We start from the raw sequence: 26,209 nt of genomic DNA, 5'->3' as shown, positions 1-26,209 counted from the left end.
CCGACCATCTCAACTGGTCCTTGCCCGCCTACCGTCACCGGACCCCTGGCGGCATGGATGCCGCCAAGGAGCCCACAGTGAGGTACTTGCAGCGTGTCCCGCGATGGTGGGCGGGCAAGGGCCCTGCAGCCACGGCACCGATCAGCCGCTCTGCAGCAGACCGGCGTGAAGTCGTCTGTCAGCCGCTTTAAGTCTGTCGTTTTCGCTTACAACGAACGCGGCAAGTTCTGGCTGTCCTGCTGTCCGGTAGTCAATGTCCAGCCGACCAACTCGGTGGTGACCTGGTTTAGTGCCTGCTCGAACGCGACGGCGACTGCCGCAGTATCGGTGCCGGTGGATGGGCGTGCGACCAGGAAGGTGCGCGAGGCGACTACGCGCTGATCGGCCGAATGCAGCAGTTTGGCGTTGAGCTCGATCGTGGCCGAAGGCAGCGACTGGCCGGCGTAATCGGATTCGAAACGGCGCAGGTCGATCGCCAGTTTGTAGTCCGAGCGGATGCCGGTACCGATATGCGCCACCGCGGCGATCTTGCCGGAGTCCTCGAACGCGCGCACCACGCTGTCTTCCAGCATGTCGGTGGCTGGCTGCGCCCACCCTGCGCCTTGATATACCTGCAGCTCGCCAGGGGTTGGCCGCACATTGATGCGCGGGCTGTCGATGATGCGTGCGGCGCTGGGCTTGGCCACCACCAGCTGCCAGGTCACCTGCGGCCACGCCGGGTTCGGCGTCACTCGCACGGTGGGCGAATAGATCGTAGCCGGCTTCTGGTCGCCGCCGGTCAGGACCGAGCAGCCACCCAGCGCCAGCAACGAGACGCACAGCATGGGACGCAACAGGCGCATGGCAGTCATTTCGGTTCGAACTCCTTGGGTGCGTCGCGGCCGAGCAGGTAGCGCGCAGGGTTGTTGTCCAGTTTGTCGCTGACCCGGCGCAGATCGCGGATCAGCCCGCGCAACTCGGTCAGTGTCGGGCCGAGCTGGCCCAGCCCGTCGTTTGCAAAACTATTGATGGCCGCGCGGTTCTCGCCAAGGATGTTGTCGGCGTTGCCGGCGGCCGAGTCCAGCTTGACCAGGGTGGCATCGAGTTTTTCCAGAATGCCCGGCAGCTGCTGCACCAGGTTCTGATCCAGCCGCTTGATGGTGCCGTTGGTGGTGGTCAGGGTGGTGTCCAGATTACGCGCGGCATCGCGTGCGCTGACGATCAGCGCCTGCATGCCGTCATCGCGATCGGCAATGCCGCCGCTGATCTTTTCCAGGTTCTGCAAGGTGGCCGAAATGCTGGCCACGTTCTTGTCCGAGAGCATCTGGTCCATGCGCTCGACAATGCGGTTGGCGGTGTCGGTGATGTTCTGCAGCGCCGACGGGGTGGTCTGGATGATCGGCGCGTCGCTCTTGTCGATGGCGGTCAGCGCCGGCGCTTCGGGCGTGCCGCCGGAGAGCTGAATGATCGACGGGCCGGTCAGGCTGGTGATGGCCAGCTTGGCGCGGGTGTCGCTCTTGATCGGCGTGGTGGAGTTGACCCGTACGTGTGCGACCACTTGGCGCGGGTCGTTCGGTGCCAGGGTCAGTTCGGTGATCGAGCCCACCGCGATGCCGTTGTACTGCACCGGGCTACCGACCGACAGGCCCGTCACCGCCTCGCGGAACACCACCCGGTATTGCTGCCAGGTACGGTCGGAGGAGTACTTGGCGGCCCACAGCCCGAACAACAGCAGGGCCAGGCCGGCCACAATGGTGAAGGCGCCGATCAGGACGTAATTGGCTTTGGTTTCCATGCTCAGGCGGTCTCGGTGGAGTCGGTCTTGGCCGCGCGCGCGGCGCGGGCGCGCGGACCGTGGAAATATTCCTGGATCCAGGGGTGATCGATCTGCTCGACCTCTGACAGCGGCGCGTTGGCGATCACCTTGCGATCGGCCAGCACGGCGATGCGGTCGCAGATGGCGTACAGGGTATCCAGGTCGTGGGTGATCAGGAACACGGTCAGGCCCAGGGCTTGTTGCAAGGTGCGGATCAAACGGTCGAAGGCGGCCGCGCCGATCGGGTCCAGCCCGGCGGTGGGTTCGTCCAGAAACAGCAGCGGCGGGTCCAGCGCCAGCGCACGCGCCAACCCGGCGCGCTTGCGCATGCCGCCGGACAATTGCGCCGGCAGCTTGTCCAGCGCATCGGCGGGCAGGCCGGCCAGCTTGATCTTCAGCAGCGCCAGTTCGAAATACCAGCGTTCCGGGAACTCGCCGTGGTGTTCCTTCAACGGCACCTGGACGTTTTCGCCCACGGTCATCGACGAAAACAATGCGCCATCCTGAAACAGCACGCCGGTATTGCGGGTGATGTGCTGGCGGTCGGCGAACCGGCCCGAGCGCGCATCCGCGCCCAGCACATGGATGCTACCGGCATCTGGCTCACGCAGGCCCAGGATGCTGCGCATCAACACTGATTTGCCGGTGCCCGAACCGCCGACCACGCCGAGAATCTCGCCGCGGCGCACGTCCAGATCGAGGTCTTCGTGCACGGTCTGGCTACCGAAGCGGTTGGTGAGACCGCGCACGGAAATCGCCAACTGGTCGTTGTCGGCGTCAGTCTCTGGGCCGGGAGTGGGGCGTGGGGATTCGGGATTGGTCACGGCACCTTCCTCTCGAACACCAATGCAAGCGCCGCACTGCGGCTGTGCGCCAATCCCAAATCCCGAATGTCGAATCCCGGCTCCATCACCACCCCATCTTCATGAACCACAACGCCGCAATCGCGTCGAGGATGATGACCAAGGAAATCGTCTGAACCACCGACGAGGTGGTGCGTTCGCCCACCGATTGCGCGGTGCCAGTGACCTTCAATCCTTCCAGACAGCCGATCAGGCCGATCACCAGCGCAAACAACGGCGCCTTCGATAGCCCGACCAGGAAGTGCCGCAGCTGGATGGTGTCGTGCATGCGCGCCAGATACATCTGCGGCGGAATATCCAGATCGAACGCGCCCACGGTGACACCACCGGCCAGGCCGGCGATCATCGCGATGAAGGTCAGTAGGGGCAGGGTAAAGATCAGCGCAAGCAGGCGAGGGATCACCAGCAGGTCGATCGGGTCCAGGCCCAGGGTGCGAATCGCGTCCACTTCCTCGCGCGATTTCATCGCACCGATCTGCGCGGTAAAGGCGCTGGCGGTTCGGCCGGCCAGCACAATTGCCGTCAGCAGCACCGCAAATTCGCGCAGGAAGGCAATGCTGACCAGCTCCACCACATAAATTTCCGCGCCGAAGTCGCGCAAGATGGTCGAACCCAGGAACGCGATCACCGCGCCGACCAGATACGACAGCAGCACCACCAGCGGCACCGCATCCAGGCCCACCTGCTCCATGTGGTGCACGGTGGAGGTCAGCCGGAAGCGGCGCGGCTCGTGGATCAGCCGCATGATCTTGACCAGGTTTTCGCCCAGAAAACTGTTCAACTCCAGGATGTCCTGACCGACGCGGTGGGTGGCCCGGCCCAGGCGGTCGAGCGCAGCGACAAAGCCGTAATCGCGTTTGGGCTTGGGGCGCTCGTCGTTGAGTTCCTCGATGGTGCACACCAGCGCCTGGTGCTCATCGCGGAAATCGATCGCGTCTTCCTTCAGGCCCATGCGGCTGGCAAAGCGCAGCAACTGCAGCACGCCGGCCGAATCCAACTGCTGGATGCCGCGCGCGTCGATGCGGCGCACCCCGTCGGGCACGGTCTGCAGCAATTCTGCCTGGGGCAGGGCGGTCGCCAGGACCCAACTGCCAGCGAGGCGGAGCTGTGCCTGATCCTGCGAGTCTTGTTCGATGCGTGGAGGTTGCGGTTTGATCATGGGTGGCCTGTCCGTGGCGCCAGCATACAGGGCCGGTGTGAGCGACGGATGGGGGCGCTGCAGCAGTGGTGTGCCTGCGGCCATCAATGAGAACGCCGGCCACGCGCGCTGCGGCATACACTGACGGCCTCGCCGGAGACGGCGTTTCTCCGATCCGACCCGCCACGCATGCCCGCTGCCACCGTTGTCCTCCCGTCCGCCAGCGCCACCTACGCCCAGCGCGTCGCCTTCGTGTCCGAAATTGCCGGGCGCCTACATTCTTATGGAACCACCGCGCAGCGGCTGGAGGCGGCGGTGGTCGGGCTGTCGCAGAAGCTGGGTCTGGATTGCGAGCCCTGGTCCAACCCCACCGGCATCATCATAAGCTTCAGCGACCCGACCAAGGCGATCGGCTCCAGTGACATCACCCGGGTGATTCGGCTGGCTCCGGGCGAGAACGATCTGTACAAGCTCAGCGTGGCCGACTACGTGGCCGACAGCGTGGCCAACGGGCGCATGAGCATCGCGCAGGGCCACACCGCATTGCGCCGGCTGGACCGCGAAGTGGACCGGCGCGGCAAGACCATGCAGGTACTGGCCTTCGGGCTGGCCGCAGCGGGCGTGGCCGGGCTGTGGAAGCTGCCATGGCTGGATATCGCCACGGTGGGGGCGATCGGCATGTCGATCGGCCTGCTCACCCAGTACACCGACAAACGCGCTGCCACCAAGGAAGCCGGCGAAGCGTTGGCCGGCCTGCTGGCCGGGGTGGTGGCGGCGCTGGTGGCCTCGTTGTTGGGGCCGTTGAACCTCAATACGGTGATCATTGCCTCGCTGGTGGTGCTGCTGCCAGGGATGTCATTGACCAATGCCTTCAACGAGCTGGCTAGCCAGCACTGGGTCTCCGGCACGGCGCGCCTGGCCGGTGCTGTCACTACGGTGCTCAAGCTGACGGTGGGTGCGGTCATCGCGGTGACGCTGACGCAGCTGGTTGGCTTACATCCCCAGGTGGCCGCGTTGCGGCCGCAGGCCGGTTGGGTGGAATGGGCGTCGTTAGTGGTGGCCGCTTATGCATTTGCGGTGTTGTTCAAAGCCAATCGACGCGATTATTTATGGATCATGGCGGCGGCGATGTTGGGTTATGTCATTGCGCGTTATGCGGGGCATGCCTGGGGCGGCCCTGCCGGGGTATTCGCCTCGGCGATGACATTGACCGCTGCGGGAAATCTATTCGGGCGCGTGGTGCACAAACCCGGTGCGCTGATCCGTTTGCCCGGCATCATCATGCTGGTTCCAGGAAGCGTCAGTTTGCGTGGCTTTTTGACCCTGGTGCAGCAACAGGATGTCAGCGTAGGACAAGCCGCACTATTGGCGGTGACCAATATCGTGATGGCATTGATGGCCGGATTGCTGTTCGGCAATCTACTCATTCCGGCGCGCAAGAATTTATGAGCGGCGGAAATGCCGCGCAATAAAAACGCCGGCAATGCCGGCGTTTTTATTGGTGTGAATCAAGCGGCCTTGGACTTCTTGGTGGCGCGCTTGGTGACTGCTTTACGCGGCGACGCCTTCTTTGCTGCCTTCTTGGCAGCGCCGACCTTGCTGATCAGAAAGTCTTCGACTTTCTTGCCGGCGGCGGTCAGTTCGGCCAGCCAGCGCGGCTGCTTGCCACGGCCAGTCCAGGTTTCCTGGGTGTTGGCGGGGTTGCGATACTTCGGCGGCACCTTACCCAGCTTGCGGCCGGCACGCGGGCCCGGCTTGGCGGCACCGGCCGGACGGCCCGGGCCAGCAGTAGCGGAGGCGCCAAACAATTCCTCGATGGAATAACCCTGGGCTTTTGCGGCGCGGGTCAGCTGCGTGCGGACCTTGGCGATCGGCGCGCGCTTGGCAACCACGGTCTGCTGCTTCTTTGCATTTTTAATCAGGGCAGCCAACTGCTTGGCCGACAGGCCACTAAGATCGATCGACATCACTACTCCAGAAGATGAGAGAGAAAGAATGCCGGTCCGTGGCAGCGGTGGCCATCATAATGTGAGAAAACCGGTGTGACAAATGCGCCGAAATAATTCGACGCTTTGTGTTCATCCGTTTCAAGCCGATGCCGGGGGTTTGATCAATGCCCCAGGCGGGAGAATAACCCGGCTCTATCCAGGTTTTCTGCGGCATCGGCGGTACGGGCGCGATATTCAAATGTGCCGGCCGCCAATCCGCGTTCCGAGACCACCACCCGATGCGGAATGCCAAGCAGTTCCATATCGGCGAACATCGCGCCCGGGCGCAGTCCGCGGTCGTCCAGGGCGGCATCCAGGCCGGCGGCGATCAATTCGTCCAGCAAGGCCTGGGCCGCGGCCACAACGTTGGCGTCCTGCTTGGGATTGATCACGCAGACCACCACCTGCCACGGCGCCATCGGCGCGGGCCAGATGATGCCGGCCTCGTCATGGTTCTGTTCGATCGCCGCCGCCACGATGCGCGAAATGCCGATGCCATAGCAGCCCATTTTCATCACCGCCGCCTTGCCGCCTTCGTCGATGACGGTGGCTTGCAGCGCCTGCGCGTATTGGCTGCCAAGCTGGAACACATGGCCCACCTCGATGCCGCGGGCCAGGCGCAGTTCGCCGCCATCGGCCGCGCGCTCGCCTTCGACCACGTTGCGTACATCGGCCACGGTCTCCGGTTCGGGCAGGTCGCGGCCCCAGTTGACGCCGACCAGATGCGCGCCGGACGCATTCGCACCGACTACGAAATCGGCCAGTGCCGCAACATCGCGGTCGGCCACCACGCGCACCGGGCGCGCGGTGTTCACCGGTCCCAGGAAGCCCGGCTCGCAGCCGAGGTGCTCGCGGATTTCGGTTTCGTTGGCCAGGCGGTAGCCGGCCAGCCCGGGCACCTTGGCCAGCTTGATCTCGTTGACCGCATGGTCGCCACGCACCAGCACCAGCACAAAGCCGGCTTCGGTCATCACCGCCACCGACTTGACCGTGCGCTGTAGCGCGATACCGAGCAACTGGGCGACGTCCTCGCAGGTCTTCTGCGTAGGCGTTGCCACCTGCTGCATCGCTTGGCTTGCGTCGGCGCGCGGAGCAGGCAGGGCGGCGCTGGCGGTTTCCACATTGGCGGCGTAATCGGAAGCAGTGGAGAACGCCAGCGAGTCTTCGCCGGAGTCGGCGATGACGTGGAATTCCTGTGACGCATCGCCGCCGATGGCGCCCGAATCGGCCTGCACGGCGCGGAAATCCAGTCCCAGGCGGGTGAAGATGCGGGTGTAGGCGGCGCGCATGTTGTCGTATTCGCGCGCCATGTCCTCATCGGTGAGATGGAACGAGTAGGCGTCCTTCATCAGGAATTCGCGCGCACGCATCACGCCGAAGCGCGGGCGGATCTCATCGCGGAATTTGGTCTGGATCTGATAGAAATTCAGCGGCAGCTGCTTGTAGCTGTTGATTTCCTGGCGCGCGAATTCAGCGGCGGCCTCTTCGGCGGTAGGGCTGTAGCAGAACTCCTGCTCCTTGCGGTCCTTGATCTTGAGCAACTGGCCGCCGAACTTTTCCCAACGGCCGGTGGCATCCCACAGCTCGCGCGGCTGGATGGTGGGGAACAGCACTTCCACTGCGCCAGCACGGTTCATCTCTTCACGCACGATGGCTTCGACCTTGCGCAGTACGCGCAGGCCCAGCGGCGACCAGGTGTACAGCCCGGAGGCCAGCTTGCGGATCATGCCCGCGCGCAGCATCAGACGGTGGCTGACCAGCTCGGCGTCGGCCGGGGTTTCCTTGGTGGTGTGCAGGTGGAACTGGGAAAGACGCATCGGGCTTCGCTTGGGCGGAAAGCCCATAGTTTGCCAGTCTCGCGCCCTGCCGGTCATTGCCGGACTACTTCGCGCCGCCGCCGCCGCCGCCGCCGCCGCCGCCGCGCTGCGGCGGCGATCGCTGAGTGGCGGAGAGCGTGGCTCAGGTGGCTGGGTTACCTGGGGCGGTAGGCTTGCAATAGGCCTTAACGGCAGCCTCGGATAGGTTTCGCTGGGCGATGCGGGCCTCCGCATCCAGCGGCGCGGCTGGCTTGCCGTCAACGCCGGCACCCATCGTGACCTCGCCTTTGCTGTTAAGCAGCTCCAAATTTCGGCGTGCGCTGGCGCAGTCGGGCGATTCGGGCGTGGCGGCGTCTGCCGTGGAAGTTGCGGCGGTGCCGCTACGCGCATCGATTCGGCGCGCTTCATAGCGCTGGCCGGTCGGTGGCGGGGTCTCGGTGTAGTGGGCCACGCCCTTGGCGTCCTTCCACTTATAAAGATCGGTCGCGCCGGCGGCGGCACTGACCAGCATCAACAGGGCGCAAAGCCCGGACGACAATTGCATGTGGCTTCCCTTGGATGATTCCCGCCGCGATTGCAGCATCCACGGCCGGCGCTGGCAAGTGATTGGGCGCGCAGGGTGCTGAACCAGCAGGCGCGCTACCGCCGGACGGACCTCAGGCCCTACACTTGGCGGATGGATGAGATGAGACCGCCCCCGCGCTCGCGCACGATTTACCTGCTGCCGAACCTGTTTACCACCGCCGGGCTGTTTTCCGGTTTTTACGCCATCATCGCCGCCGCCAATGGGCAGTTCGTCCAGGCCGCCATGGCGGTGTTCGTGGCTGCGGTGATGGATGGGCTGGATGGCCGGGTTGCGCGCCTGACCAATACCAGCAGCGAATTCGGCGTGCAGTACGACTCGCTGGCCGATCTGGTCAGCTTCGGCATGGCCCCGGCGCTGGTGATGTACCACTGGTCGCTGTCGGCGCTGAAATACGACAGCAATGTGATGGGCCGGGTCGGTTGGTCCGCTGCCTTTCTCTACGCGGCCTGCGCGGCGCTGCGGCTGGCGCGCTTCAACACCCAGGTGGGCGTGGTCGACAAACGCTGGTTCATTGGCCTGGCCAGCCCCGCGGCGGCTGGGCTGATGATGTCGTTCGTCTGGGCGTTCGCAGACGACAGCCTGGGGTTCGATGGCGAGCAGCTGCGCTATGTAGCGCTGGCGATCACGGTGGTGTCGGCGTTGCTGATGGTCAGCCGGATCCGCTTCTGGAGCTTCAAGGGCGGTGCGCGTGGTCCGCGTGCCGACCGCGTGCCGTTCCTGGCATTGGCGATCGCCACAGTGGTCATCGCGCTGCTGGTGATCGACTTGCCGCGCTCGTTTCTGGTGATCGGCGTGCTGTATGCCTTGTCCGGCCCGCTGATGTGGCTGTGGCGACGGTGGCGGCGCGCGCCCGAGCTGCCATGAGCGCGTTTTCGTGAGCGACGCGGCGTCCGAGCCGATATGGTCCGATCTGCAGGTGTCGTATCTGCAGGCGTTGGGGCACACGGTGTATCTGGATCGCGATGCGGTCGATGCGTTACCTGCAGCTGTCGAAGTTGCCGAGCGCGTAGAGATGGCCGCACCTGCGCGCGTGGAGCGTGCTCCGCAGTCTGCACTTGTCAATGCGCCCGTCGCGCGGCGCAGCGCAGCTTCTGCATCTGCCGAAGCGCCACGTGCGCCTAGCACCACGCCGGCAGCGGCGCCGCAACGGCGTAGCCGCGCCGGCATGCCGGATCGTCTGCAGATGGCCTTGTTGCGCGCGTCCGGTTGCAATCCGGGCGATCCCGCGACTCAGGCCTTGATGGCGTCCTGGCCGCTGGCAGAACTGCGCGGCAATCCGGCCGCCAAGCGCGCGCTGTGGCCGCAGCTGCGCGCGCTGCGGCGGCGCCGGGACCCGGCGTGAGCGCATTGAACGCGCCGCAACCCACCTCGCTGCGCGCAATGCGCGAGAGCGACCTGGATGCGGTGATGGAGATCGAGCTCCGCGCCTATCCGTTTCCGTGGACGCGCAACATCTTTCGCGACTGTCTGCAGGCCGGCTATCCCGGCTGGGTGATGGAGCAGGGCGGCCGGGTCATCGGCTATGGCGTGATCAGCATCGCCGCCGACGAGGCACACGTGCTCAACGTCTGCATCGCACCAGAAGCGCAATCGCAAGGCCACGGCCGCGTGTTGCTGCGCGCGTTGATCAAGGGCGCCTGCGATCGCGGCGCGCGGCGCGCGTTTCTGGAAGTACGCCCGTCCAATCCATCCGCGATTGCGCTGTATCACTCCGAAGGCTTTAACGAAATTGGCCGGCGCCCACGCTACTACCCCTCCAGCACCGGGCGCGAAGATGCGTTGGTGATGGCGATCGAATTGTTTTTCGAAGGATTCTCCTGAGCGAACGTAGTCGTCGTTGAGGATGCGACTGGTTGTTGCTGCGATGCGAGGTTGGTTGGCTGCCGACGATGATTGTTGTGGATGAGCTTTAGCGGGTGCCGACGCGACTGCCGGCCTGCATCTGTGCGATCGGCTTGACTTGTATCGCGCTACCAAGCGCAGTTGAGCGAAGCCGGTGTAATCGCCGCGCCCTTTGTCGTATGCCGCTATCAGCCTTGAGGACTCTTCAACATTCAGCGCGGTCCGCAAGGGCATGCAGTGCTGTGCTGTTTGACGGCGGACGCGCAGCCTAGTGGCGATGGAGTTCGGCAGCAGGTTTCTGGTTCCCTCAACATCGATAAACACGCTGCCCTCATTGGCGAGGGAAGCGTGGCCTCGATCAATTGGAGACATCACCCGCGCACCGGTGCATCGCCAGCGATGTAGTAATCGGCGGTGCTACGCGGCAACGGGGCGCGGCCGCGCATGCGGTCGGCGATTTTTTCGGCAATCATGATGGTGGTGGCGTTGAGGTTGCCGATGATGATGTAGTCGTATTCGTGTTGCATGGTGTTCTCCTGATGCGGTGAGGGTGCGATGGCAATCAAGGCGCATGGCAGATCGAAAGGGAGCGGTCCGGAAAGTGCGAGCGGCGTGCATGCGCTCGCCGCGGTCGTGGTGCACCTCCGGCGCTTGCCTGCGCCAGCTGGCCGCCGTCAGAACACCGACGCGTAACGTTCCAGTTCCACTGGATCGATTTGGTGCGCGTGTAGGCTTGCAAGGTCGCCAGACCGTTCTCGCGGCCCACGCCCGATTGCTTGTAGCCACCCACCGGCATCGGTGCCGGCGACTCGCCCCAGGTATTGATCCAGCAGATGCCGGCCTCCAGCCGATGGATCAGCCGATGCGCGCGTGCCAGATCCGGGGTAACCACGCCCGCAGCCAGCCCATAGGTGGTGGCATTGGCGCGGGTGATTGCTTCGTCTTCATCGTCGTAGGTGAGCAGACTCAAGACCGGCCCGAAGATTTCTTCGCGCACGATGGTCATCACGTCGGTGCAGTCGCTGAAGATGGTCGGCGCTACGCAATAGCCCTGTGCCAACGCACCATCGCGCAGCCGCTCGCCGCCGCACAGCAGACGCGTGCCTTCGGCCTTGCCCTGTTCGATATGGTCCAGCACGCGCTGCATATGCGCGGCGCTGACCAGCGGGCCGAAGGTGGTGCGCTCATCGAGCGGGTCGCCGATGTGGATGCGCTGCACGTGTGCCAGCAGGCGCGCTTCGAATGCGTTGCGCAAGGCACGCGGCACGAACACGCGAGTACCGTTGGGGCACACCTGCCTGGAGCTGTAGAAGTTGGCCATCATGGCGATGTCCGCGGCCAGGTCCAGGTCGGCATCGGCGCAGACAATCAGCGGCGACTTGCCGCCCAGCTCCATGGCCACGTTTTTCAGCGACGAACTCGATGCGCTGGCCATCACTTTGCGGCCGGTGGCGGTGCCGCCCGTAAAGCTGATCTTTTCGATCTGCGGATGTTCGGTCAGCGCGCTGCCCACGCTGGCGCCATCGCCAGGCAATACGCTAAACACGCCATCGGGCAAGCCGGCCTCGGTGAACATTTCTGCCAACGTCAGCGCAGTAAGCGGGGTGACTTCGCTGGGCTTGAAGATCATCGCGTTACCGGCGGCCAGCACCGGTGCCGCCTTCCATAGCGCAATCTGGATGGGGTAATTCCACGCACCGATCGCGCCTACAACGCCCAGTGGTTCGTGGCGGGTGTAGAAGAAGCTGCCTTCGCGCAGCGGCACCTGCACGCCCTGCAGCGCCTGCGCAACGCCGGCGTAGTACTCCAGCACGTCAGCACCGGTGACGATATCGACGCTGCGTGTTTCGCTCAATGGCTTACCGGTATTAAGTGTTTCCAGCCCGGCTAACGCATCGTTGCGCTCGCGCAGCAAGGCCACTGCGCGCAACAAAGTGCGCGAACACTCTACCGTGGTGAGCGCAGCCCACTGCTGCTGGCCGGCCTTTGCGCTATCGGCGGCCGCATCCAGGTCGTCGGCACCCGCGTTGTGCACGTTGGCCAGCACTTCGCCGGTGGCGGGGTTGACCACTTCGAAGGTGTGGCCGCCGCGGGCGGGAACATAACGGCCGCCGATGTACAGCAGCTGGTCGGGGAAACGTGGCATGACAAACCTCTTGTGGGACGGTCGCCGCAGCGACGCACCTCAGCGGGTGAGGTGCAGAAACTGCAGGTGATGCTCGTATTGATCGATGATGTCGTTGATTATCTGTTCGCGGCTGTAGCCGACCAGCTCGTAGTCCTGGCTGCCTTCGTACAGGTACACCTCGGCGCGGTAGTAGCGCTGGTTGCGCAAGCGCTGCGCGGCAAACGACGGGGTGAGATAGCCGCGCATCACGATTTGATAGCGGAAACCCTGCTGTTCGCCGTGATCAACGCTGATTTCCATGTCGCCGTCGTCGATGCGGCTGCTGACCTTCCAGCCTTCCTCGTGCAACTGCGTGGTGACCGCCTCAATGGCCGGACGCACCTGGTCGTGCATGAAGCGATACACCTCATCGCGCGCCGGGAAATGCATCGCCTGGCCCACGCGCGGACGCCAGCCGCCGTGGTGGCGCGATTGCCCGATCAACGGACTGGGGCTTTAGAGCTGCGCGCGTTTGCGCTGCGATTCTTCGCTGAGTGCGCGCAACAGGCCCCAGGCCATCAGCAGCACTGCGGAGAATGGTAGCGAGGCCAGCACCACCGCCGATTTCAGCGCGTCCAGGCTGCCGGCCAGCAACAAACCTGCAGTGACCACGGCAGTGAGCACCCCCCCAGAACATACGCAGCCGGCGCGGACCATCGTCGTGCGGTTCGCCGCCGTGCGAGGAGAGGGTTGACAACACCACCGTGCCTGAATCGGCAGACGTCACAAAGAACACGAAGCTGATCGCCACGGTGATCGTGATTACCGCGCGGCTCCGCATCCACGGTATAGCCGATCGGCCCGTTGATGCGTTTGCCGATCAGTGGATACAACGCCGAGCGCAACGCAAGCGGCAAGTTATGGCGTAAGGCGAAATACGCCAAGGCCATGGCAGCCAGCGCGAACACGCCCCAGCCATGCAGGCCCCAATGCAGGAACAGCACCTGCATCGCCTGACGCGCGGATGCCTCGCCACTGCCGGTACCGCCCTGCGGCGGCTGCAGATAATGCGTCAGTGGTTCGGAGACGCAGAAGAACAACAGCGTGATGCTGATGCCGGCCGCGAACAGCATGCCGGCCTAGGAGAGGTAGCTGAATTCCGGTTCGTCGTGATCGGCGCCGAGCTTGATGTTGCCGAAGCTGGACAAGGCCGTGGCGAGTACAAACACAAGATACAACGTCATCGCCAGCAGGCAGTACCAGCCAACATTGCGCGACGCCCAGATCTGCGCATCGAGCAGGACACCTCCTGATTCGAGCGGAAACAGCGACACCAGCAAGGCAAACGTGCACACGACCGTGGCTGCCAGCACGAACACCGGGCAGTGTGCGTACCGGCAACGTGTTTGGCGCTGTCGCACTCATGGCGACGCACTCATACGATGCGTATCACGTGCTGTGCTCCCAACGAAAAGCCGCCTGCGTGATCGCACAGGCGGTGCGAGGGGTGTCAGCGGTCGAGTTCGCCAATACGAACCCATTGTCACTTTTCTGGTTATTTAACGCAGCAATTGCCGTGGCACGCGGATATCCATGCCCACCGCCAGATGATCTGAAAACGCAGCAGGAATTGCCTCGGTATGTTCGATCACCAGACTGTCGCTGACCAGAATGTGGTCGATCGCCCGGTCCGGACGCCAGCTGGGAAAGGTGTGTACTTCGCAGCTCGGCGGTTGCAGACGAGTATGGCGATAGAGCGACTGCATTTCCGGTCGATCGGCCATGCAATTGAAATCGCCCATCAACATCGCGTTGGGATGGTCGGACAACAGTTCGGCGATGAAGGCCAACTGCGCCATGCGCGAGTTCGCGCCCAGCGACAGATGCGCCACCGCCACGGCCAAACCATCGCGGCCTTCGCCGAATTTGGCTAGCAGGATGCCGCGTCCGCCGATGCGGCCGGGCAGGGCGTGATCCTGCACTTCCACCGGTTCCAGCTTGCTCAGCAAACCATTCGCACTGGAGGCCACCCCGCCCATGCGGCGGTTGGGTTGATGGCTCCAGTAATCGAAGCCGGCGCGCTCGGCCAGATAGTGGGTCTGGTTGGTGAAGCCCGAGCGCAAGCTGCCGGGGTCGGCCTCCTGCAAGCCGACGATGTCGCGTTCGCCGACCAGCTTGGCGATGCTGTCCAGGCTGGTGCGCTTGCTGCCCAGCGGCAATGCGTGCGACCAGCTGCGCGTCACATAGTCGCTGTAACGGCGGGTGCTGGAGCCGGCCTGGATATTGGCGGTCAGCACCCGCAGGGTGCGCGATTCCGAAGCGTTCACGACGTTGCGTTCGCTCGACTCACTTGGCCAGCGTGGCACGTTCGCGCGCGATCAGGTGATCGGCAATGCGCAGCATGTCCGGGAAGCTCTGGCCCTTGACCAGGTACTTGCCGTTGATGATCAGCGACGGCGTGCCGGTGATCTTGCTGCGGGTGGCGAACTGCTTGGCGCGGTTGGTCTTGGCCGAGACGCCGAAGCTGCTCATGGTGTCGATGAAGGTCTTCTGGTCCACGCCGTACTTGGCGTAGAACGCAGCGATGTCCTGCACCGAATCCTTGCCGCGCTCGCCCTTGAGGGTCTGGTCGACATGGATGGCCTTGTACAGCGCTTCGTGGGTCTTTTCCTGCACGCCCAGTGTTTCGGCGGCATAGAAGGCACGGCCGTAGTCATCCCACGGGCCGCCGAACATGGCCGGCACATAGACGAAATGCACGTCCGAGGGCAGGCCGGCCTTCCACGGCCCGATCAGCGGCTGGAACGCATTGCAGGCGGGGCAGACATAGCCGAAGACTTCGGCCACTTCGATCTTGCCGGCGGCTTGCTGATACGGCTGGCCACCGTCGATGTCCAGATAATCTGTGCCGGCGACCGGCTCCGGGCCATTCGGCGCGCGCGGCGCAGCGCTGGGCGCGGCAGACGGCGGAGTGGTGGCGCTTTCGCCGACTGCAGGCGGGGCGGCGGGATCTGCGGCCGGGGCAGCGGCAGCAGGCGTGGGCGCCGTTTCGGCAGCTGGGGTGGTGGCGGCAGGTGCGGTGTCGGACGAGCCGTCCTGCGCCTTGCAGGCGACCAGGATCGGCAACAGCGCCATCAGCGTCAGGGCGAAGCGGGTCTTCATCGGATTGGATCTCCAGCGTGGGGCGAGAAAAGGGCCGGACGGCCGCGGGGCGCATGATGCCACGCGCGGCCGTCGCTGGCGGTTATGCGGTTCAGCGCCTGGCTGGCGCCGCGTGCTCGCGGGCGATCAAATAGTCGGCAATGCGCAGCATGTCCGGGTAATTGCGCGCGCCGATCAGGTAGCGGCCGTTGACGATGATCGCCGGCGTCCCGGGAATCTTGCTGCGCAGCGCGAACTCGCGTGCGGCCTTGAGCTTGGCATCCACCGCCTCACTTTTGTAGGTCTCGATGAAGCGCTGCTGCGGGATGCCGTAATTGGCGTAGAACGCGGCCAGTTCTTCCGGCGCCACGTTCTGGGTGGGCACGGTCTGCTTTTCATGGATGGCGTCGAACATGGCGCGGTGGCTGCGCTTGGCCACGCCCAGCATGTCGGCGGCGAAGTAGGCACGCGCAAACGCGTCCCAGAAGCCGCCAAAGGCGGCCGGCACCGGGGTGAAGCGCACATACGACGGTTGCTTGGCCACCCAGGCTTCCAGTACCGGCTCGAAATGCGCGCAGTGCGGGCAGGTGTAGCCGAAGACTTCGGTCACTTCGACCTTGCCGGCCAGCGGCGCGTACGGCTGGCCGCCGTCGATCAGGGTGTAGTCCTCACCTTCGAGCGGCGCGGCTTTTTTATCGGCGGCACAGGCCACCAGCGGCAACAGGAACAACACCAGCAGGGGCAGACGGGAAAGCAATTTCATGCGGGCTCCGTGGGGGGCAAGGGGAAGGGCGGGAAATGACAACGCCGGTCACGGGACCGGCGTCGTGAAGCGGTGTGGCAACGGCAGGTGTCAGCTTACGAGCGTGCGGGTGCTCCGGCAGGCGGCTGCGCCGCTGCAGCATCGTCGGCACGATCATGCAGGCCCTGCAGATAGCTGGCCAGCGCCTGGATCTCCTGCTCGGTCAGCGGATGCGCCACCTGCGCCATGATATTGAACAGCGCCGGATTGCGCTCCTGGGTGGTGCCGGCCTGGTATTCCTTCAGGCGCCGCGCCACGTACTCGGCGTGCTGGCCGCCCAGACGCGGATAGGCCGGGCCCGGATTGCCGCCGCCGGCCGGCCCATGGCAGGCCATGCAGGCCGGCACGCCGCGCGCGATATCGCCACCGCGGTAGAGCTTCTCGCCGACCTCGTAGAACTTCATGCCCTGGTAGGGGCCCTCGGCAATCGCCGCGTCGTCGGCGACACCAGCGGAGGCTTTCTGGGTCGCGAAATAAGCGCCCAGGTCGCGCATGTCCTGCGCGGTGAGGTCCTTGACGAACTGCACCATCACCGCCGACATGCCGGTATTGCGCTCGCCGCTGGCAATCAATGCCACCTGATGCGCAACGTAGCGCTCGGTTTGCCCGGCAATGCGCGGGTACATCGCCACCGCCGGATTGCCGTCCGGGCCGTGGCAGGCCGCACACGCGGCGGCTTTGGTCTGGCCGGCCTTGGCATTGCCCCAGGTGGTCTTGGCCAGGTCTACCTCCAGCGGCGCAACGCGCACCGGCGGCGGATCGGGGATCGGCGTGACCGCCGATTGCGCAAACGCCACGGCCGCAATGACCGGTACGGCAAGAGCGGCGAGGACTAGCACACGAGCATGGCGCATCAGCTAAAGCTCCGTATGGACCCGGCCCGCGCGCGTTGGGTACTGGCAGTGGCAGGCGTGCTTCGATTATCGACACGCCTTTGCGCCAGGGTCAACGCACAGTGCAGCAAAACTGCCAGGCCCCGAACGTGCGATCCTAGGGGGATGTCGCTCCTTATCGAACAAGCCCGTTACCACCTGTCCGCCCATAACGCTCGGCAATTGCCCAACGATGGCGGCTTCGAGGTGGCCTTCGCCGGCCGCTCCAATGCCGGAAAATCCAGCGCGCTCAATGCGCTGACCCGCCAGAACTCGCTAGCGCGCGTGTCCAAGACACCCGGCCGCACCCAGCAGCTGGTGTTCTTCCAGATCCAGCCCGAGCGCTACCTGGTGGACCTGCCCGGCTACGGCTACGCCAAGGTGCCGCAGGACCTGCAGGCGCACTGGCAGGCTTTCATCGACCGCTATTTCCGCACCCGCGAAGCCTTGCGCGGATTGGTGGTGGTGATGGATATCCGCCACCCTCTGAAGGATTACGACCTGCAGATGCTCGGTTATGCGGCCGAACGCGGCCTGCCCGCACACGGGTTGCTGACCAAGGCCGACAAGCTCGGGCGTGGCCAGCAGATGCAGACCTTGCAGAAGGTCAAGAAGGAAGTGACCTCGCGCTTCGGCGACAGCGTGACCGTGCAGACCTACTCCGGCGAATCGCGCCAGGGTGTGGACGAACTGCGCGGCATCGTCGGTGGTTGGCTGGGCCTGGATGTGGAAACCACCGCGGCGGAATGATGCCGTGCCACACGATTGTCTGACGCGGGTGGATGCCCAGCGCGTCGTCATGGTGGCAGACTTCGGTCTGCCGTTGTCATTTCCACCAGCAGTGATCGGTGGCTCGCATGCGGAGCGATGCGCGGCCTGACCATTGGGTAGGGCGAGCATGACAATGCTTGCGGTGATGATCGCGCTGTGCAAGCGGATGCTGGCGCTGCGGAACGCGTAGCCCGCTCAGGTTGACCCGGATCACGCCATCGCCGCGATCGATGCCGGGCATGCATTGGTGGAAATGTCATGCCCCGTGGGTGTCGCCAATCCTTTCGCGTCGGGCGGGTATAGTGCGGGCCTTGCGGTGGCTGGGGAGTATCCCCACATCGTCCCACCCCTTTCGTTTGCGAGCCTGCCCTTGTCGAGTCCCAGCCACGTTGCCGAAACGCCTATCACCGAACGCGCGGAGCTGGTCCAGGTGCTGGCCTCTGGCGAGAAGCCGAGTGCGGACTGGCGGATCGGCACCGAGCACGAGAAGTTCGGCTTCCAGTTGGATGACCTGCGCGCGCCCACTTTTGAAGGCGCACGCGGCATCGAGGCCTTGCTGACCGGGCTGACCCGTTTTGGCTGGGAGCCGGTGCAGGAAAACGGCAACACCATCGCGCTGCTGCGCGACGGCGCGTCGGTAACGCTGGAACCAGCCGGGCAGCTGGAGCTCTCCGGCGCTGCGGTGGAAACCCTGCATCACACCTGCGTGGAAACCGGCACCCATCTGGACGAAGTGGCGCAGGTCGCCGGCGAGTTGCAGCTGGGGTTTCTGGGCATGGGCTTCCAGCCCAAGTGGCGTCGCGATGAGATGCCGTGGATGCCCAAGGGCCGTTACCAGATCATGAAGAACTACATGCCCAAGGTCGGCTCGCTTGGCCTGGACATGATGACGCGCACCTGCACGGTGCAGGTCAACCTGGATTACGCCACCGAAGCGGACATGGTGAAGAAGTTTCGCGTGTCGCTGGCGTTGCAGCCGATCGCTACCGCGTTGTTCGCCGATTCGCCGTTCACCGAAGGCAAGCCGAACGGCTACCTGAGCTACCGCTCGCACATCTGGACCGATACCGATGCCGATCGCACCGGCATGCTGGATTTCGTGTTCGAAGACGGCTTCAGTTACGAGCGCTACGTCGATTATCTGCTCGATGTGCCGATGTATTTTTCCTACCGCGATGGCGTGTACCACGACGCCAGCGGGCAGAGCTTCCGCGATTTCATGCAGGGCAAGCTGCCGGCGCTGCCGGGCGCGTTGCCGACGCTGCGCGACTGGTCTGACCACATGACCACCGCGTTTCCGGAAGTGCGGTTGAAGAAGTATCTGGAAATGCGCGGTGCCGATGCAGGCCCGTGGGATCGCCTGTGCGCGTTGTCGGCGTTCTGGGTGGGCCTGTTGTACGACCAGACCGCACTGGATGCGGCCTGGGACCTGGTCAAGGATTTCAGCCCGACCGAGCGGCATGCGCTGCGCGACGGCGTGCCCAAGCACGCGTTGGGCTTGCCGTTCCGCAACGGCACGGCGCGCGATCTGGCAGTGGAAGCGGTCAACATCGCCCGCGAAGGCCTGCGTCGCCGTGCACGCCTGAACCGCGATGGGCAGGACGAAACCGGTTTTCTGGATGTGATCGCCGAGATCGCCGAAAGCGGCGTCACGGCGGCCGAACGCAAGCTGGCGCTGTATCACGGCGCATGGAACGGCGATATCGACCGCGTGTTCCGCGAGTTCGCTTACTGAGATGTGCTCGTCGCCGAGCCAGATGCCGTGGCGGGCGATGCGAGTGCCAGCGTCACCGGATGTCAGTGCTGGGGTCTGTTCGCGGTGAGCGGTTGAAGGCGGGTCGCCGCACAGGACTGCATCGCCTTTTCGTCTTCCTGGGTTTCGATGCGGATCTTGCGCATCGAGGCGAGAGTGTGTTGGATGCCGAACAGGGTCAGCAGACGGCAGGCCTGGCTGGCTGAAAGTTCCGCTTCGATATCGGTGTAAGTGAACGTCGTTACGCCGCTTGCGTTGAAACGCAGCGATTGAATGAAGCGCTTCCGCGAAGCCGGCGAAAGCAACGCGAGCGGGCTGGACGCATCCGCGTTCGCCAGGTAACGATCAAGTTGCTCGGTGGAACGAATGGGAGCCGTTGGCAACCGCGAAGTGTCTTGTGCATCGACGTGCTTTGCCGCTTCCGCTGGTGCTGCGTCGGTCGGACGTGCCATCGCGCAATCAAGAAATCCTGCCGACACCCAGGTCACCGCTGCCAGCAATGCTGCCAGCCTTTTCGATTCCGTTTTCATTGCGATCTCCTTGGAGGCTCTCTCCGAGCGGCGCGATGTGAGAATTCGGTGAGATTGCCAACGATGGATGTCAATTCTCAGTGATGGATGGTGGTCGACAAGGGAGCGATGGGGGAGTTCTGAGTCTGTGTTGCCCTTCTCTTTTTTCTGCTTTGCGTCGCGCCGAGCAGGTGTTGACGTTGAGTCGGTATCGATATAGAAAAAAGCAACGGTAGGCAAGAGCGAGGAGGTGGCGATCATCCATCGACCAGGATGATCTGAGTGTGGCAGTACACAAGATTTTTTGATTAGAGCGTTGCTGAAACCTCCACTTTAGGCTTGCTTCGAAAATTTCCAGTAGTAAAGAAAGTACTTTTTGGAATGACGCATTGCGTTGCTGTTTTCTGCCTGGTGTCCGGTTTGTCGGTCAATGCGTCCGGGCGAGCTGAAGAAGTGTCGAGTAACACGGCCGCTGAGCAAGTTGCTGCAGAGTTGGCTACCAATCAGGATGCACAGAAAGCATTACGGTTGAGAACGGCTCAGATTCATTCTGCCGAAGGTCTCGCGCAATACCTGGTCAAAGCCGATGCCTCCAGTCCGATTAATTTGCTTTCCCCCGCTGCAAGGAAAAGGTTTGTCGAATCCTTGCGTTTCAACGCATCCGGTGTGACATCGTTTAGATACAGCGATATAGAAGCAGAGCTTTCGGCTAGTCAGGCGTATCGGCTACTGTCGCTGTTTGGGTTGGAAAGCAAGGTCTCCAGCATGCGAAAGATTCGCGTCGATTCCGAAGAAGACAGGGCCGTGAGTCGGGCCTATCCAGCGTCAACCTTCACTCCTGACAGGCGCCAAGGCGAAGATGATCATAAAGATGTACGCGTGCATAGGCAATCATACTTGCGAGGAAAGCGTAGGTAAGATTTGCATGAGCGGGTGCTGATGCCATTGCTGCACCCAGTGGCTCGTTTCATCGGCGCTGCCCTGCTTGCCGTGGCAGCGCCGTTGGCCTGCGCGCAAGCGCACGACCGTTCGCTCTACGATGCACTCGCCGACCTGAACGTTGAACGCCTGCCTGGCGCCCAGCGCTCAGAGGCGGTCGTTTCTCTGTACGAACGCATGGTCGGCACCGCCGATCCCTGCGCTGCCGCCAAGCTGCCTTTTGACGAGGACGATCTGTTCCGGGCGACGGTGCTCGCCGAGGGATATTCGTTCGACCCCCGGCATGTGCACAAACTGGGATGTCTCTATGCGCGCGTGCAGCGACAGGGGCGGGTAACCCGCTGGCACATCATTTCCTATGCCGATGCGTTGGCCTCGATCAGCCGGTTCGACGCGGCGAACCGGATACTGGCTGCGTTGCCGACGCGGCCTCTCGCACCGCTGCCCACGCTTGCATTTGAGCGACCGTTGGGATCGTCGCGACGCGTGATAGACATCGTCTCGCCGACCCAGGCTGTTGTGCGTGTGTTCGCGCTACACGATGACCGTCTGGCCATACTCGCGGTGGTCCATCCGGATTGCCATTTCGCGGCGAACGGGCTCAACGAGATCGTGAGCAGCGAGGACGACCGCTGGCTACGCGAGCGGCTCGTGCTGCTGGTCGCACCGGGCGCCAGCCCGCCCATCGACGGCATCGCACAATGGAATCGCCGCCAGCCCATGCTGCCGATGCACCTGATGTATCAGCGCAGCGACTGGGCTCTCCTGCACAGCATCGCTACGCCGACGTTCTATTTGGTGCGTGGCAGCACCATCCTCGAGACGTTCGCGGGCTGGCCCAATTCCGATGGACTGGCCAGGATGAAGGCGGCGTTGCAGCGGGAAAGCGCGGCAGGACACGGCAGTCGACAACGGCGCTAGTCAGATCAGTCTCGTGTGTGTCTTACGTCTAAATTCATGTGCTCGGCTGGCAAGGCAGTGTCACGCACACCCGCAGGCCGCTTTCGGGACGGTTGTTCAGCTCGATTTCGCCGCCGTGTGCCAGCACGATGCTGTGCGCCACCGACAAGCCCAGCCCGATGCCGCCGGTGTCGCGATTGCGCGAGGACTCGCCACGCACAAACGGCAGCAACAGCTGTTCGCGTTGGGTGGGATCGATGCCGGGACCATCGTCGTCGATCCACAACACGCCGTCTTCGCCCTCGCGATGCAGTTGCAGGCGGGCGCGCTTGCCGTATTTCAAGGCGTTTTCGAGCAGGTTCATGACTGCACGGCGCAATGCCAGCGGGTCGCCGTCCAGGGTGATTTCCGGGCCAGGCAGCAGCTCGGCATCGGCGCCAATATCGGTGGCGTTGTCAACCACGCTCTCCACCAGCAAGCGCAGATCCAGCCGCGCGCGTTCGCCGCGATGCCGATCGTTCTGGATGAAGTCCAGCGCTGCGGAAATCATCGCCTTCATTTCGTCGATATCGGCCAGCGCCTTTTCGCGCAGCGTTGGCTGCAGGCCGTCCAGACGGAACGACAGCCGCGCCAGCGGCGTGCGCAGGTCGTGCGCGATCGCCGCGACCATATGCGTGCGTTCGTTGATCAGGCGGTTCAGGCGCGCCTGCATCGCGTTAAACGAATCGGCTGCGCGCACAATTTCCGGCGGGCCGCTACGTTGCAGCGCGGCGGCATCGGGATTACGGCCCAGGCGGTCGGCGGCTTCGGCAAAGCGCTTGATCGGTGCCGACAGTGCCCGCGAAAACCACCATGCCAACGGCACGTTGGCCAGCAGGCCGGCCAGAAACAGCAGCACGACATGGGTCTCGAACTCGCCCGAGAGGCCTCGACGTGGCGATTCCACCGTGCGCCACCTGCCGTCGGGCTGTTGCAGGGCGGCGGTGAAGCCGTCCAGTAGCGGGACGCCGGGGGTCAGCCGCTCGCTTTCCCATGCGCCGGGCATTTCATCCGGACGTAGCCCGGTGCCGGACAGTGCACCGGGCTGGCCGTCGCGCGGCCAGTCGTCCGGAAAGGGGGGCAGTGGTTGCGCACCAGGGCGTTCGTCAGCAACACCACCGGCATCGGCTGGGTGCTCCTGGGTGGACCACCGCTTCGCCGGGAGCATGTCCGGCTGCGGTGCTTCGCGATCGTTGGCGTAGCGATAGAACCGCACCTGCGCTTCGGGCACATCCAGCCAATGGGCAAGTAGCACTTCGGCGAACGGGTCGCGCACCTGGCCTATCGGCGGCATGGGCGCCTGCGCCGCTTCATGCACTTTCAGGGTCTGGGTGCCGGCCGGCATGCGGGTGGAGAGCAGAGCCACCACTTCCGGCGGATGCACCGGCGGCTCATAGACGGGGGTGCGCATCACCAGCAGGGCGATGCCCACCGCCTGGGCGGTGAGCAGGGCCACCGCCAACAACACAAAAGTCCGGGCAAAGATCGACAGCCCGCGACGTGCCGGTTTGCTCACAAGCGCGAGACGCCCGGCAGCAGCATGTAACCTTCGTTGCGTACGGTGCGAATCAACTCGGTATGGACGCGCTCATTGATCTTGCGACGCAGGCGGCTGATCTGGCTGTCGATGGCGCGGTCGTAGACGTCGGTGTCGCGGCCGCGGGCGTAGTCCAGCAGCTGGTCGCGGCTGAGCACGCGCTGCGGGTGTTCGACGAAGGTACGCAGCAACGCGAACTCGCCATCGGACAGATTGATGAAGATGCCGGTGGGGTCGCGCAGGTCGCGGCGCACCACATCCAGCCGCCAGCCGGCGAATTCGTAGACATTGCCGCGCTGATCGGCCTGCTCGTTGCTGGCCTGGCTGCGCCGCAACAGGGCGCGCACACGGGCCAGCAATTCGCGTGGATTGCAGGGCTTGGCCAGGTAATCGTCGGCGCCGACTTCCAGGCCGATGATGCGGTCGGTGTCGTTGCCCAGGGCGCTGAGCATGATGACCGCAGGTGAACCGCGCTCGCTGGCCAGGGCACGCGCAGCGCTCAGCCCATCTTCTCCCGGCATCATCACGTCGAGTACGATGAGGTCCGGGCGGCGCTGCGCCATGGCGGTGCGCATCTCTGCCACGTTTTCAGCCATATCCACCTGGTAGCCGTGCGCGCTCAGAAATTCGCCGATCAGCTTGCGCAGGTCCGGGTCGTCGTCTACCACGAGAACGCAGGGTTGTTGCAGGTCCATGGGGGTCATCGTCTGTGGCGCGGAGGTTGGCCCGCGCAAGGTGGTGGCTGCCGTAGACATGGTGCTGGCAATTGCAAGGCTGGAAGCACGCATCATAATGATCGAATTTGTCAACCATTGGCACACGTGTAACGCACCATGACAGAACTGGACATCGCGCAGGAATCTATGGCATCGACACTATGCCGCTGTACTGGCGCGTGCGCGCATGACAAGGCGTTTCCGATGATGCGGGTGATCAGTCGCGACAATGGCGTTGGCCTGACCCGCGACATGGTGCTGATGGCCGAAACACTGCGCGCCGGCGGGGTGCCGGTGCAGGAAGTAGGATTCACCAGCCAGCGCCTGCACGACACCGGTCGCGAGGCGCGCCTTTGGGCCAGCCGCGTGCTATTCGGGCGGGTGCCGCTACAGATCTTTTCCGAACGCGTGTACAAGCGCTGCCTGCTGCTAGGGCAGATCAACCTGCTGGTGCCTAATCCGGAATGGCTGCTGCCCAAGTGGCTGCCATTGCTGCCGCGCTTCGATGCGGTGTTGTGCAAGACCCACCATGCCGAGCGGATCTTCCGCAGCTTGGGGTGTGCCACACGCTTTATCGGCTTCACCAGCCCGGATCGGTACGACGCGCGCGTGTTTCGTCAGCGCGCTTTCTTCCACCTGGCCGGGCGCAGTACCGCCAAGGGGACGCGCGTGCTGCTGGAGACCTGGCAGCGGCATCCGGAGTGGCCGCTGCTGACGGTGGTGCAGAACCCGCGCACCGCCGGCAAGCCGGTAGTGGCGCCGAATATCGACCACCGCGTGGGATACCTGGACGATGTCGAACTGCGCCGCATGCAAAACGCGCATCTGTTCCATCTGTGCCCCTCCGAGGCCGAGGGGTTTGGCCATTACTTGATGGAAGCGCTGAGCGTTGGCGCGGTGACACTGGCCACCGACGGCGAGCCGATGAACGAGCTGATCAGGCCAGAACATGGTGTATTGATTCCGGTGGCCGAGGTGCGTCAGCGCCGTCTGGCATCGTATTACTACGCAGACGCGGCGGGCATTGCGCAGGCAGTAGAAACCGCCCTGGCATTGCCGCAGGCGCAGCTGGATCAGTTGTCGGTCAACGCACGCGCGTTTTACCAGGCCAACGACGCGGCATTTGCCGCGCGCTTTCGCAATGCAGTCCTGGCGTCGCTGCCGGAGCATGCAGTGGATCCTGTGGCTATAGTGGCGCCGGCTGCTGTCGAAAACTGACGGCGTCACCGTCATCACTGCCAGACCTGCTGCATCTTCCAGCGCGTAAGCCGAAGACGGTGTTGTTCGCACGGTGCATCGCCCTGCGGATGCCGGCAAGCGCAAATAGACGCCGGCACGCGGGGCGCGGCGGCAAATGCATAGCACAGTCAGCTGCACATCTTCCCTGACGAGCGCGGCACAGCCCGCGTCCGCCATCTGCATGCCGTGCGCAGATGCGTCATCTAGCCAGGGAAATTTACGATAGCCCACACACGGCCACACGTTGCCGTTATCACTGCAGTCCTCGCAGCGCTCAGCCTGGGAGGTTGTGCGAACTTTTGTCGTGCTACGCATGATGCGCCTCGTCCATACGCGCATCGTGAGCCGCCACCGCCACCGCCACCGCCACCGCCACCGCCACCGCCATCGAGTGCAAGAACAATCGATGCATTAGAGGCTTGTGCGCCAGAACATGGTTTGGTCCCAACCCCGCCGACGTCGCGCACCGCGCTGCACCGGAGCGGTTGGACCGGTCAGCCTTCGACGGCTGCCTTGTACACAACGGCGTAGCACCACCGCCACCGCCACCGCCACCGCCACCGCCACCGCCGCGCTGATGCGGATATGCGACGTCAGCGGCCGGCAGCCGTAGGACTGTTGAAGAGTCAGACGCTGCGGCAATGGTCCGTAGCCACAGAGTTCGGTACGCACCCCACGTGCATGCAGGGTGCGACTCACCGGGCACATCTGCGCAATGCGCGTGCCGCACTGGGGCTAACAGTCGCCTCGCTGATCTTGTTCCGTCAGCGCGCAGTGACCGCAGCGCCCCGTCCACCAAAGAACGGCGGTGATCGCGCTCGCCACGATGACGGCCAGCAAGCGGCCCGTCATAGC

At 64.1% G+C, this 26,209-nt stretch carries 24 protein-coding genes and 3 pseudogenes; 9 read left to right on the top strand and 18 right to left on the bottom strand.

The features are described from left to right. Nucleotides 1-206: 206 nt before the first annotated feature. The 4 genes from KWO_RS19900 to KWO_RS19885 all read right to left on the bottom strand — a co-directional run bounded on the left by KWO_RS19900 (nucleotide 207) and on the right by KWO_RS19885 (nucleotide 3,934). Nucleotides 207-851 carry an ABC-type transport auxiliary lipoprotein family protein gene (locus KWO_RS19900; protein WP_010365606.1) on the bottom strand — a complete coding sequence of 215 codons (645 nt, stop codon included), beginning with the start codon at nucleotides 849-851 and terminating at the stop codon, nucleotides 207-209. Beyond that, nucleotides 848-1,774, bottom strand: coding sequence for an MlaD family protein (locus KWO_RS19895; protein ID WP_010365603.1), 927 nt, complete (start codon nucleotides 1,772-1,774; stop codon nucleotides 848-850). The genes KWO_RS19900 and KWO_RS19895 overlap by 4 nt, the downstream gene beginning before the upstream one ends. Nucleotides 1,775-1,776: 2 nt before the next feature. After that, nucleotides 1,777-2,619, bottom strand: coding sequence for an ABC transporter ATP-binding protein (locus tag KWO_RS19890; RefSeq protein ID WP_010365601.1), 843 nt, complete (start codon nucleotides 2,617-2,619; stop codon nucleotides 1,777-1,779). 85 nt (nucleotides 2,620-2,704) lie between these two features. After that, a complete protein-coding gene (locus tag KWO_RS19885) occupies nucleotides 2,705-3,934 on the bottom strand; it encodes an MlaE family ABC transporter permease (RefSeq protein ID WP_017112320.1) in 1,230 nt (409 codons plus the stop codon). A gap of 51 nt (nucleotides 3,935-3,985) precedes the next feature. Between KWO_RS19885 and KWO_RS19880 the strand changes: the two genes are divergently transcribed. Beyond that, nucleotides 3,986-5,245: a threonine/serine exporter family protein gene (locus KWO_RS19880; RefSeq protein ID WP_010377805.1), complete on the top strand. Its 1,260-nt coding sequence runs from the start codon at nucleotides 3,986-3,988 to the stop codon at nucleotides 5,243-5,245. Nucleotides 5,246-5,304: 59 nt separating this feature from the next. Here the strand turns inward: KWO_RS19880 and KWO_RS19875 are convergent, their stop codons facing one another. The 3 genes from KWO_RS19875 to KWO_RS19865 form a co-directional block, all read right to left on the bottom strand. Then, nucleotides 5,305-5,763, bottom strand: coding sequence for an H-NS histone family protein (locus tag KWO_RS19875; RefSeq protein ID WP_010365593.1), 459 nt, complete (start codon nucleotides 5,761-5,763; stop codon nucleotides 5,305-5,307). A gap of 143 nt (nucleotides 5,764-5,906) precedes the next feature. Then, nucleotides 5,907-7,601: a proline--tRNA ligase gene (locus tag KWO_RS19870; RefSeq protein ID WP_010365592.1), complete on the bottom strand. Its 1,695-nt coding sequence runs from the start codon at nucleotides 7,599-7,601 to the stop codon at nucleotides 5,907-5,909. Nucleotides 7,602-7,743: 142 nt separating this feature from the next. Further along, nucleotides 7,744-8,145 carry a DUF4124 domain-containing protein gene (locus KWO_RS19865; RefSeq protein WP_010377807.1) on the bottom strand — a complete coding sequence of 134 codons (402 nt, stop codon included), beginning with the start codon at nucleotides 8,143-8,145 and terminating at the stop codon, nucleotides 7,744-7,746. 132 nt (nucleotides 8,146-8,277) lie between these two features. Here KWO_RS19865 and pssA point away from each other — a divergent pair, with 132 nt between their 5' ends. The 3 genes from pssA to rimI are packed head-to-tail and all read left to right on the top strand — an operon-like array spanning nucleotide 8,278 to nucleotide 10,008. Beyond that, nucleotides 8,278-9,051 carry a CDP-diacylglycerol--serine O-phosphatidyltransferase gene (pssA, locus tag KWO_RS19860; RefSeq protein WP_010365590.1) on the top strand — a complete coding sequence of 258 codons (774 nt, stop codon included), beginning with the start codon at nucleotides 8,278-8,280 and terminating at the stop codon, nucleotides 9,049-9,051. Nucleotides 9,052-9,061: 10 nt separating this feature from the next. Beyond that, on the top strand, nucleotides 9,062-9,529 hold the full coding sequence (locus KWO_RS19855) for an alanine acetyltransferase (RefSeq protein ID WP_010365589.1): 468 nt from the start codon (nucleotides 9,062-9,064) through the stop codon (nucleotides 9,527-9,529). Beyond that, the gene (gene rimI / locus KWO_RS19850) at nucleotides 9,526-10,008 is read left to right on the top strand and encodes a ribosomal protein S18-alanine N-acetyltransferase (protein ID WP_019768432.1); all 483 of its coding nucleotides are present in this window, start codon (nucleotides 9,526-9,528) and stop codon (nucleotides 10,006-10,008) included. Before KWO_RS19855 ends, rimI begins: the two co-directional genes overlap by 4 nt. Before the next feature lie 392 nt (nucleotides 10,009-10,400). On the opposite strand, the pseudogene KWO_RS19845 reads toward rimI, so the two are convergent. From KWO_RS19845 to KWO_RS19815, 7 genes and pseudogenes are all read right to left on the bottom strand, one after another. After that, nucleotides 10,401-10,535 (bottom strand): annotated as a pseudogene (locus KWO_RS19845) (choline dehydrogenase); the annotation flags it as partial. A gap of 168 nt (nucleotides 10,536-10,703) precedes the next feature. Further along, nucleotides 10,704-12,175, bottom strand: a pseudogene (gene betB, locus KWO_RS19840) (betaine-aldehyde dehydrogenase). 39 nt (nucleotides 12,176-12,214) lie between these two features. Further along, a pseudogene (locus tag KWO_RS19835) lies at nucleotides 12,215-13,461 on the bottom strand (BCCT family transporter); the annotation flags it as partial. A gap of 234 nt (nucleotides 13,462-13,695) precedes the next feature. Beyond that, nucleotides 13,696-14,433 (bottom strand): endonuclease/exonuclease/phosphatase family protein, encoded by a 738-nt coding sequence (locus KWO_RS19830; protein ID WP_010377815.1) that lies wholly within the window; start codon nucleotides 14,431-14,433, stop codon nucleotides 13,696-13,698. A 49-nt stretch (nucleotides 14,434-14,482) separates the two neighbouring features. Next, complete coding sequence (locus KWO_RS19825) at nucleotides 14,483-15,298, bottom strand: thiol:disulfide interchange protein DsbA/DsbL (protein WP_010377816.1); 816 nt, start codon at nucleotides 15,296-15,298, stop codon at nucleotides 14,483-14,485. 91 nt (nucleotides 15,299-15,389) lie between these two features. Further along, nucleotides 15,390-16,040, bottom strand: a complete 651-nt coding sequence (locus KWO_RS19820) for a thiol:disulfide interchange protein DsbA/DsbL (RefSeq protein ID WP_010365583.1) — start codon at nucleotides 16,038-16,040, stop codon at nucleotides 15,390-15,392. A gap of 95 nt (nucleotides 16,041-16,135) precedes the next feature. Further along, nucleotides 16,136-16,933, bottom strand: a complete 798-nt coding sequence (locus tag KWO_RS19815) for a c-type cytochrome (protein ID WP_010377820.1) — start codon at nucleotides 16,931-16,933, stop codon at nucleotides 16,136-16,138. Between the two features lie 144 nt (nucleotides 16,934-17,077). Here KWO_RS19815 and yihA point away from each other — a divergent pair, with 144 nt between their 5' ends. Together yihA and KWO_RS19805 are read left to right on the top strand one after the other, a co-directional pair. Then, a complete protein-coding gene (gene yihA, locus KWO_RS19810; RefSeq protein WP_017112268.1) occupies nucleotides 17,078-17,701 on the top strand; it encodes a ribosome biogenesis GTP-binding protein YihA/YsxC in 624 nt (207 codons plus the stop codon). A 391-nt stretch (nucleotides 17,702-18,092) separates the two neighbouring features. Next, on the top strand, nucleotides 18,093-19,457 hold the full coding sequence (locus KWO_RS19805) for a glutamate--cysteine ligase (protein ID WP_010377823.1): 1,365 nt from the start codon (nucleotides 18,093-18,095) through the stop codon (nucleotides 19,455-19,457). Between the two features lie 62 nt (nucleotides 19,458-19,519). On the opposite strand, the gene KWO_RS19800 is transcribed toward KWO_RS19805, so the two are convergent. Continuing rightward, nucleotides 19,520-20,245: a hypothetical protein gene (locus tag KWO_RS19800; RefSeq protein WP_227479734.1), complete on the bottom strand. Its 726-nt coding sequence runs from the start codon at nucleotides 20,243-20,245 to the stop codon at nucleotides 19,520-19,522. Nucleotides 20,246-20,323: 78 nt separating this feature from the next. Here KWO_RS19800 and KWO_RS19795 point away from each other — a divergent pair, with 78 nt between their 5' ends. Next, a complete protein-coding gene (locus KWO_RS19795) occupies nucleotides 20,324-20,902 on the top strand; it encodes a hypothetical protein (RefSeq protein WP_227479733.1) in 579 nt (192 codons plus the stop codon). A gap of 21 nt (nucleotides 20,903-20,923) precedes the next feature. Beyond that, nucleotides 20,924-21,844: a hypothetical protein gene (locus tag KWO_RS19790; protein WP_017112266.1), complete on the top strand. Its 921-nt coding sequence runs from the start codon at nucleotides 20,924-20,926 to the stop codon at nucleotides 21,842-21,844. Nucleotides 21,845-21,878: 34 nt separating this feature from the next. Here the strand turns inward: KWO_RS19790 and KWO_RS19785 are convergent, their stop codons facing one another. After that, complete coding sequence (locus KWO_RS19785) at nucleotides 21,879-23,378, bottom strand: ATP-binding protein (protein ID WP_010377830.1); 1,500 nt, start codon at nucleotides 23,376-23,378, stop codon at nucleotides 21,879-21,881. Then, nucleotides 23,375-24,094, bottom strand: coding sequence for a response regulator (locus tag KWO_RS19780; RefSeq protein ID WP_010365575.1), 720 nt, complete (start codon nucleotides 24,092-24,094; stop codon nucleotides 23,375-23,377). The genes KWO_RS19785 and KWO_RS19780 overlap by 4 nt, the downstream gene beginning before the upstream one ends. Before the next feature lie 138 nt (nucleotides 24,095-24,232). Here KWO_RS19780 and KWO_RS19775 point away from each other — a divergent pair, with 138 nt between their 5' ends. Beyond that, a complete protein-coding gene (locus KWO_RS19775; RefSeq protein WP_017112264.1) occupies nucleotides 24,233-25,333 on the top strand; it encodes a glycosyltransferase in 1,101 nt (366 codons plus the stop codon). A 432-nt stretch (nucleotides 25,334-25,765) separates the two neighbouring features. Here KWO_RS19775 and KWO_RS22695 read toward each other — a convergent pair whose 3' ends face one another. After that, nucleotides 25,766-26,053 carry a hypothetical protein gene (locus tag KWO_RS22695; protein ID WP_155294907.1) on the bottom strand — a complete coding sequence of 96 codons (288 nt, stop codon included), beginning with the start codon at nucleotides 26,051-26,053 and terminating at the stop codon, nucleotides 25,766-25,768. Nucleotides 26,054-26,209: the final 156 nt, after the last annotated feature.

Origin of the sequence: Xanthomonas vasicola pv. musacearum NCPPB 4379 (genome assembly GCF_000277895.2) — a bacterium.
Taxonomy (GTDB): domain Bacteria; phylum Pseudomonadota; class Gammaproteobacteria; order Xanthomonadales; family Xanthomonadaceae; genus Xanthomonas; species Xanthomonas vasicola.
The sequence above is the reverse complement of the archived record's forward strand: the minus strand, read 5'-3'. Positions and strand labels throughout refer to the sequence as shown.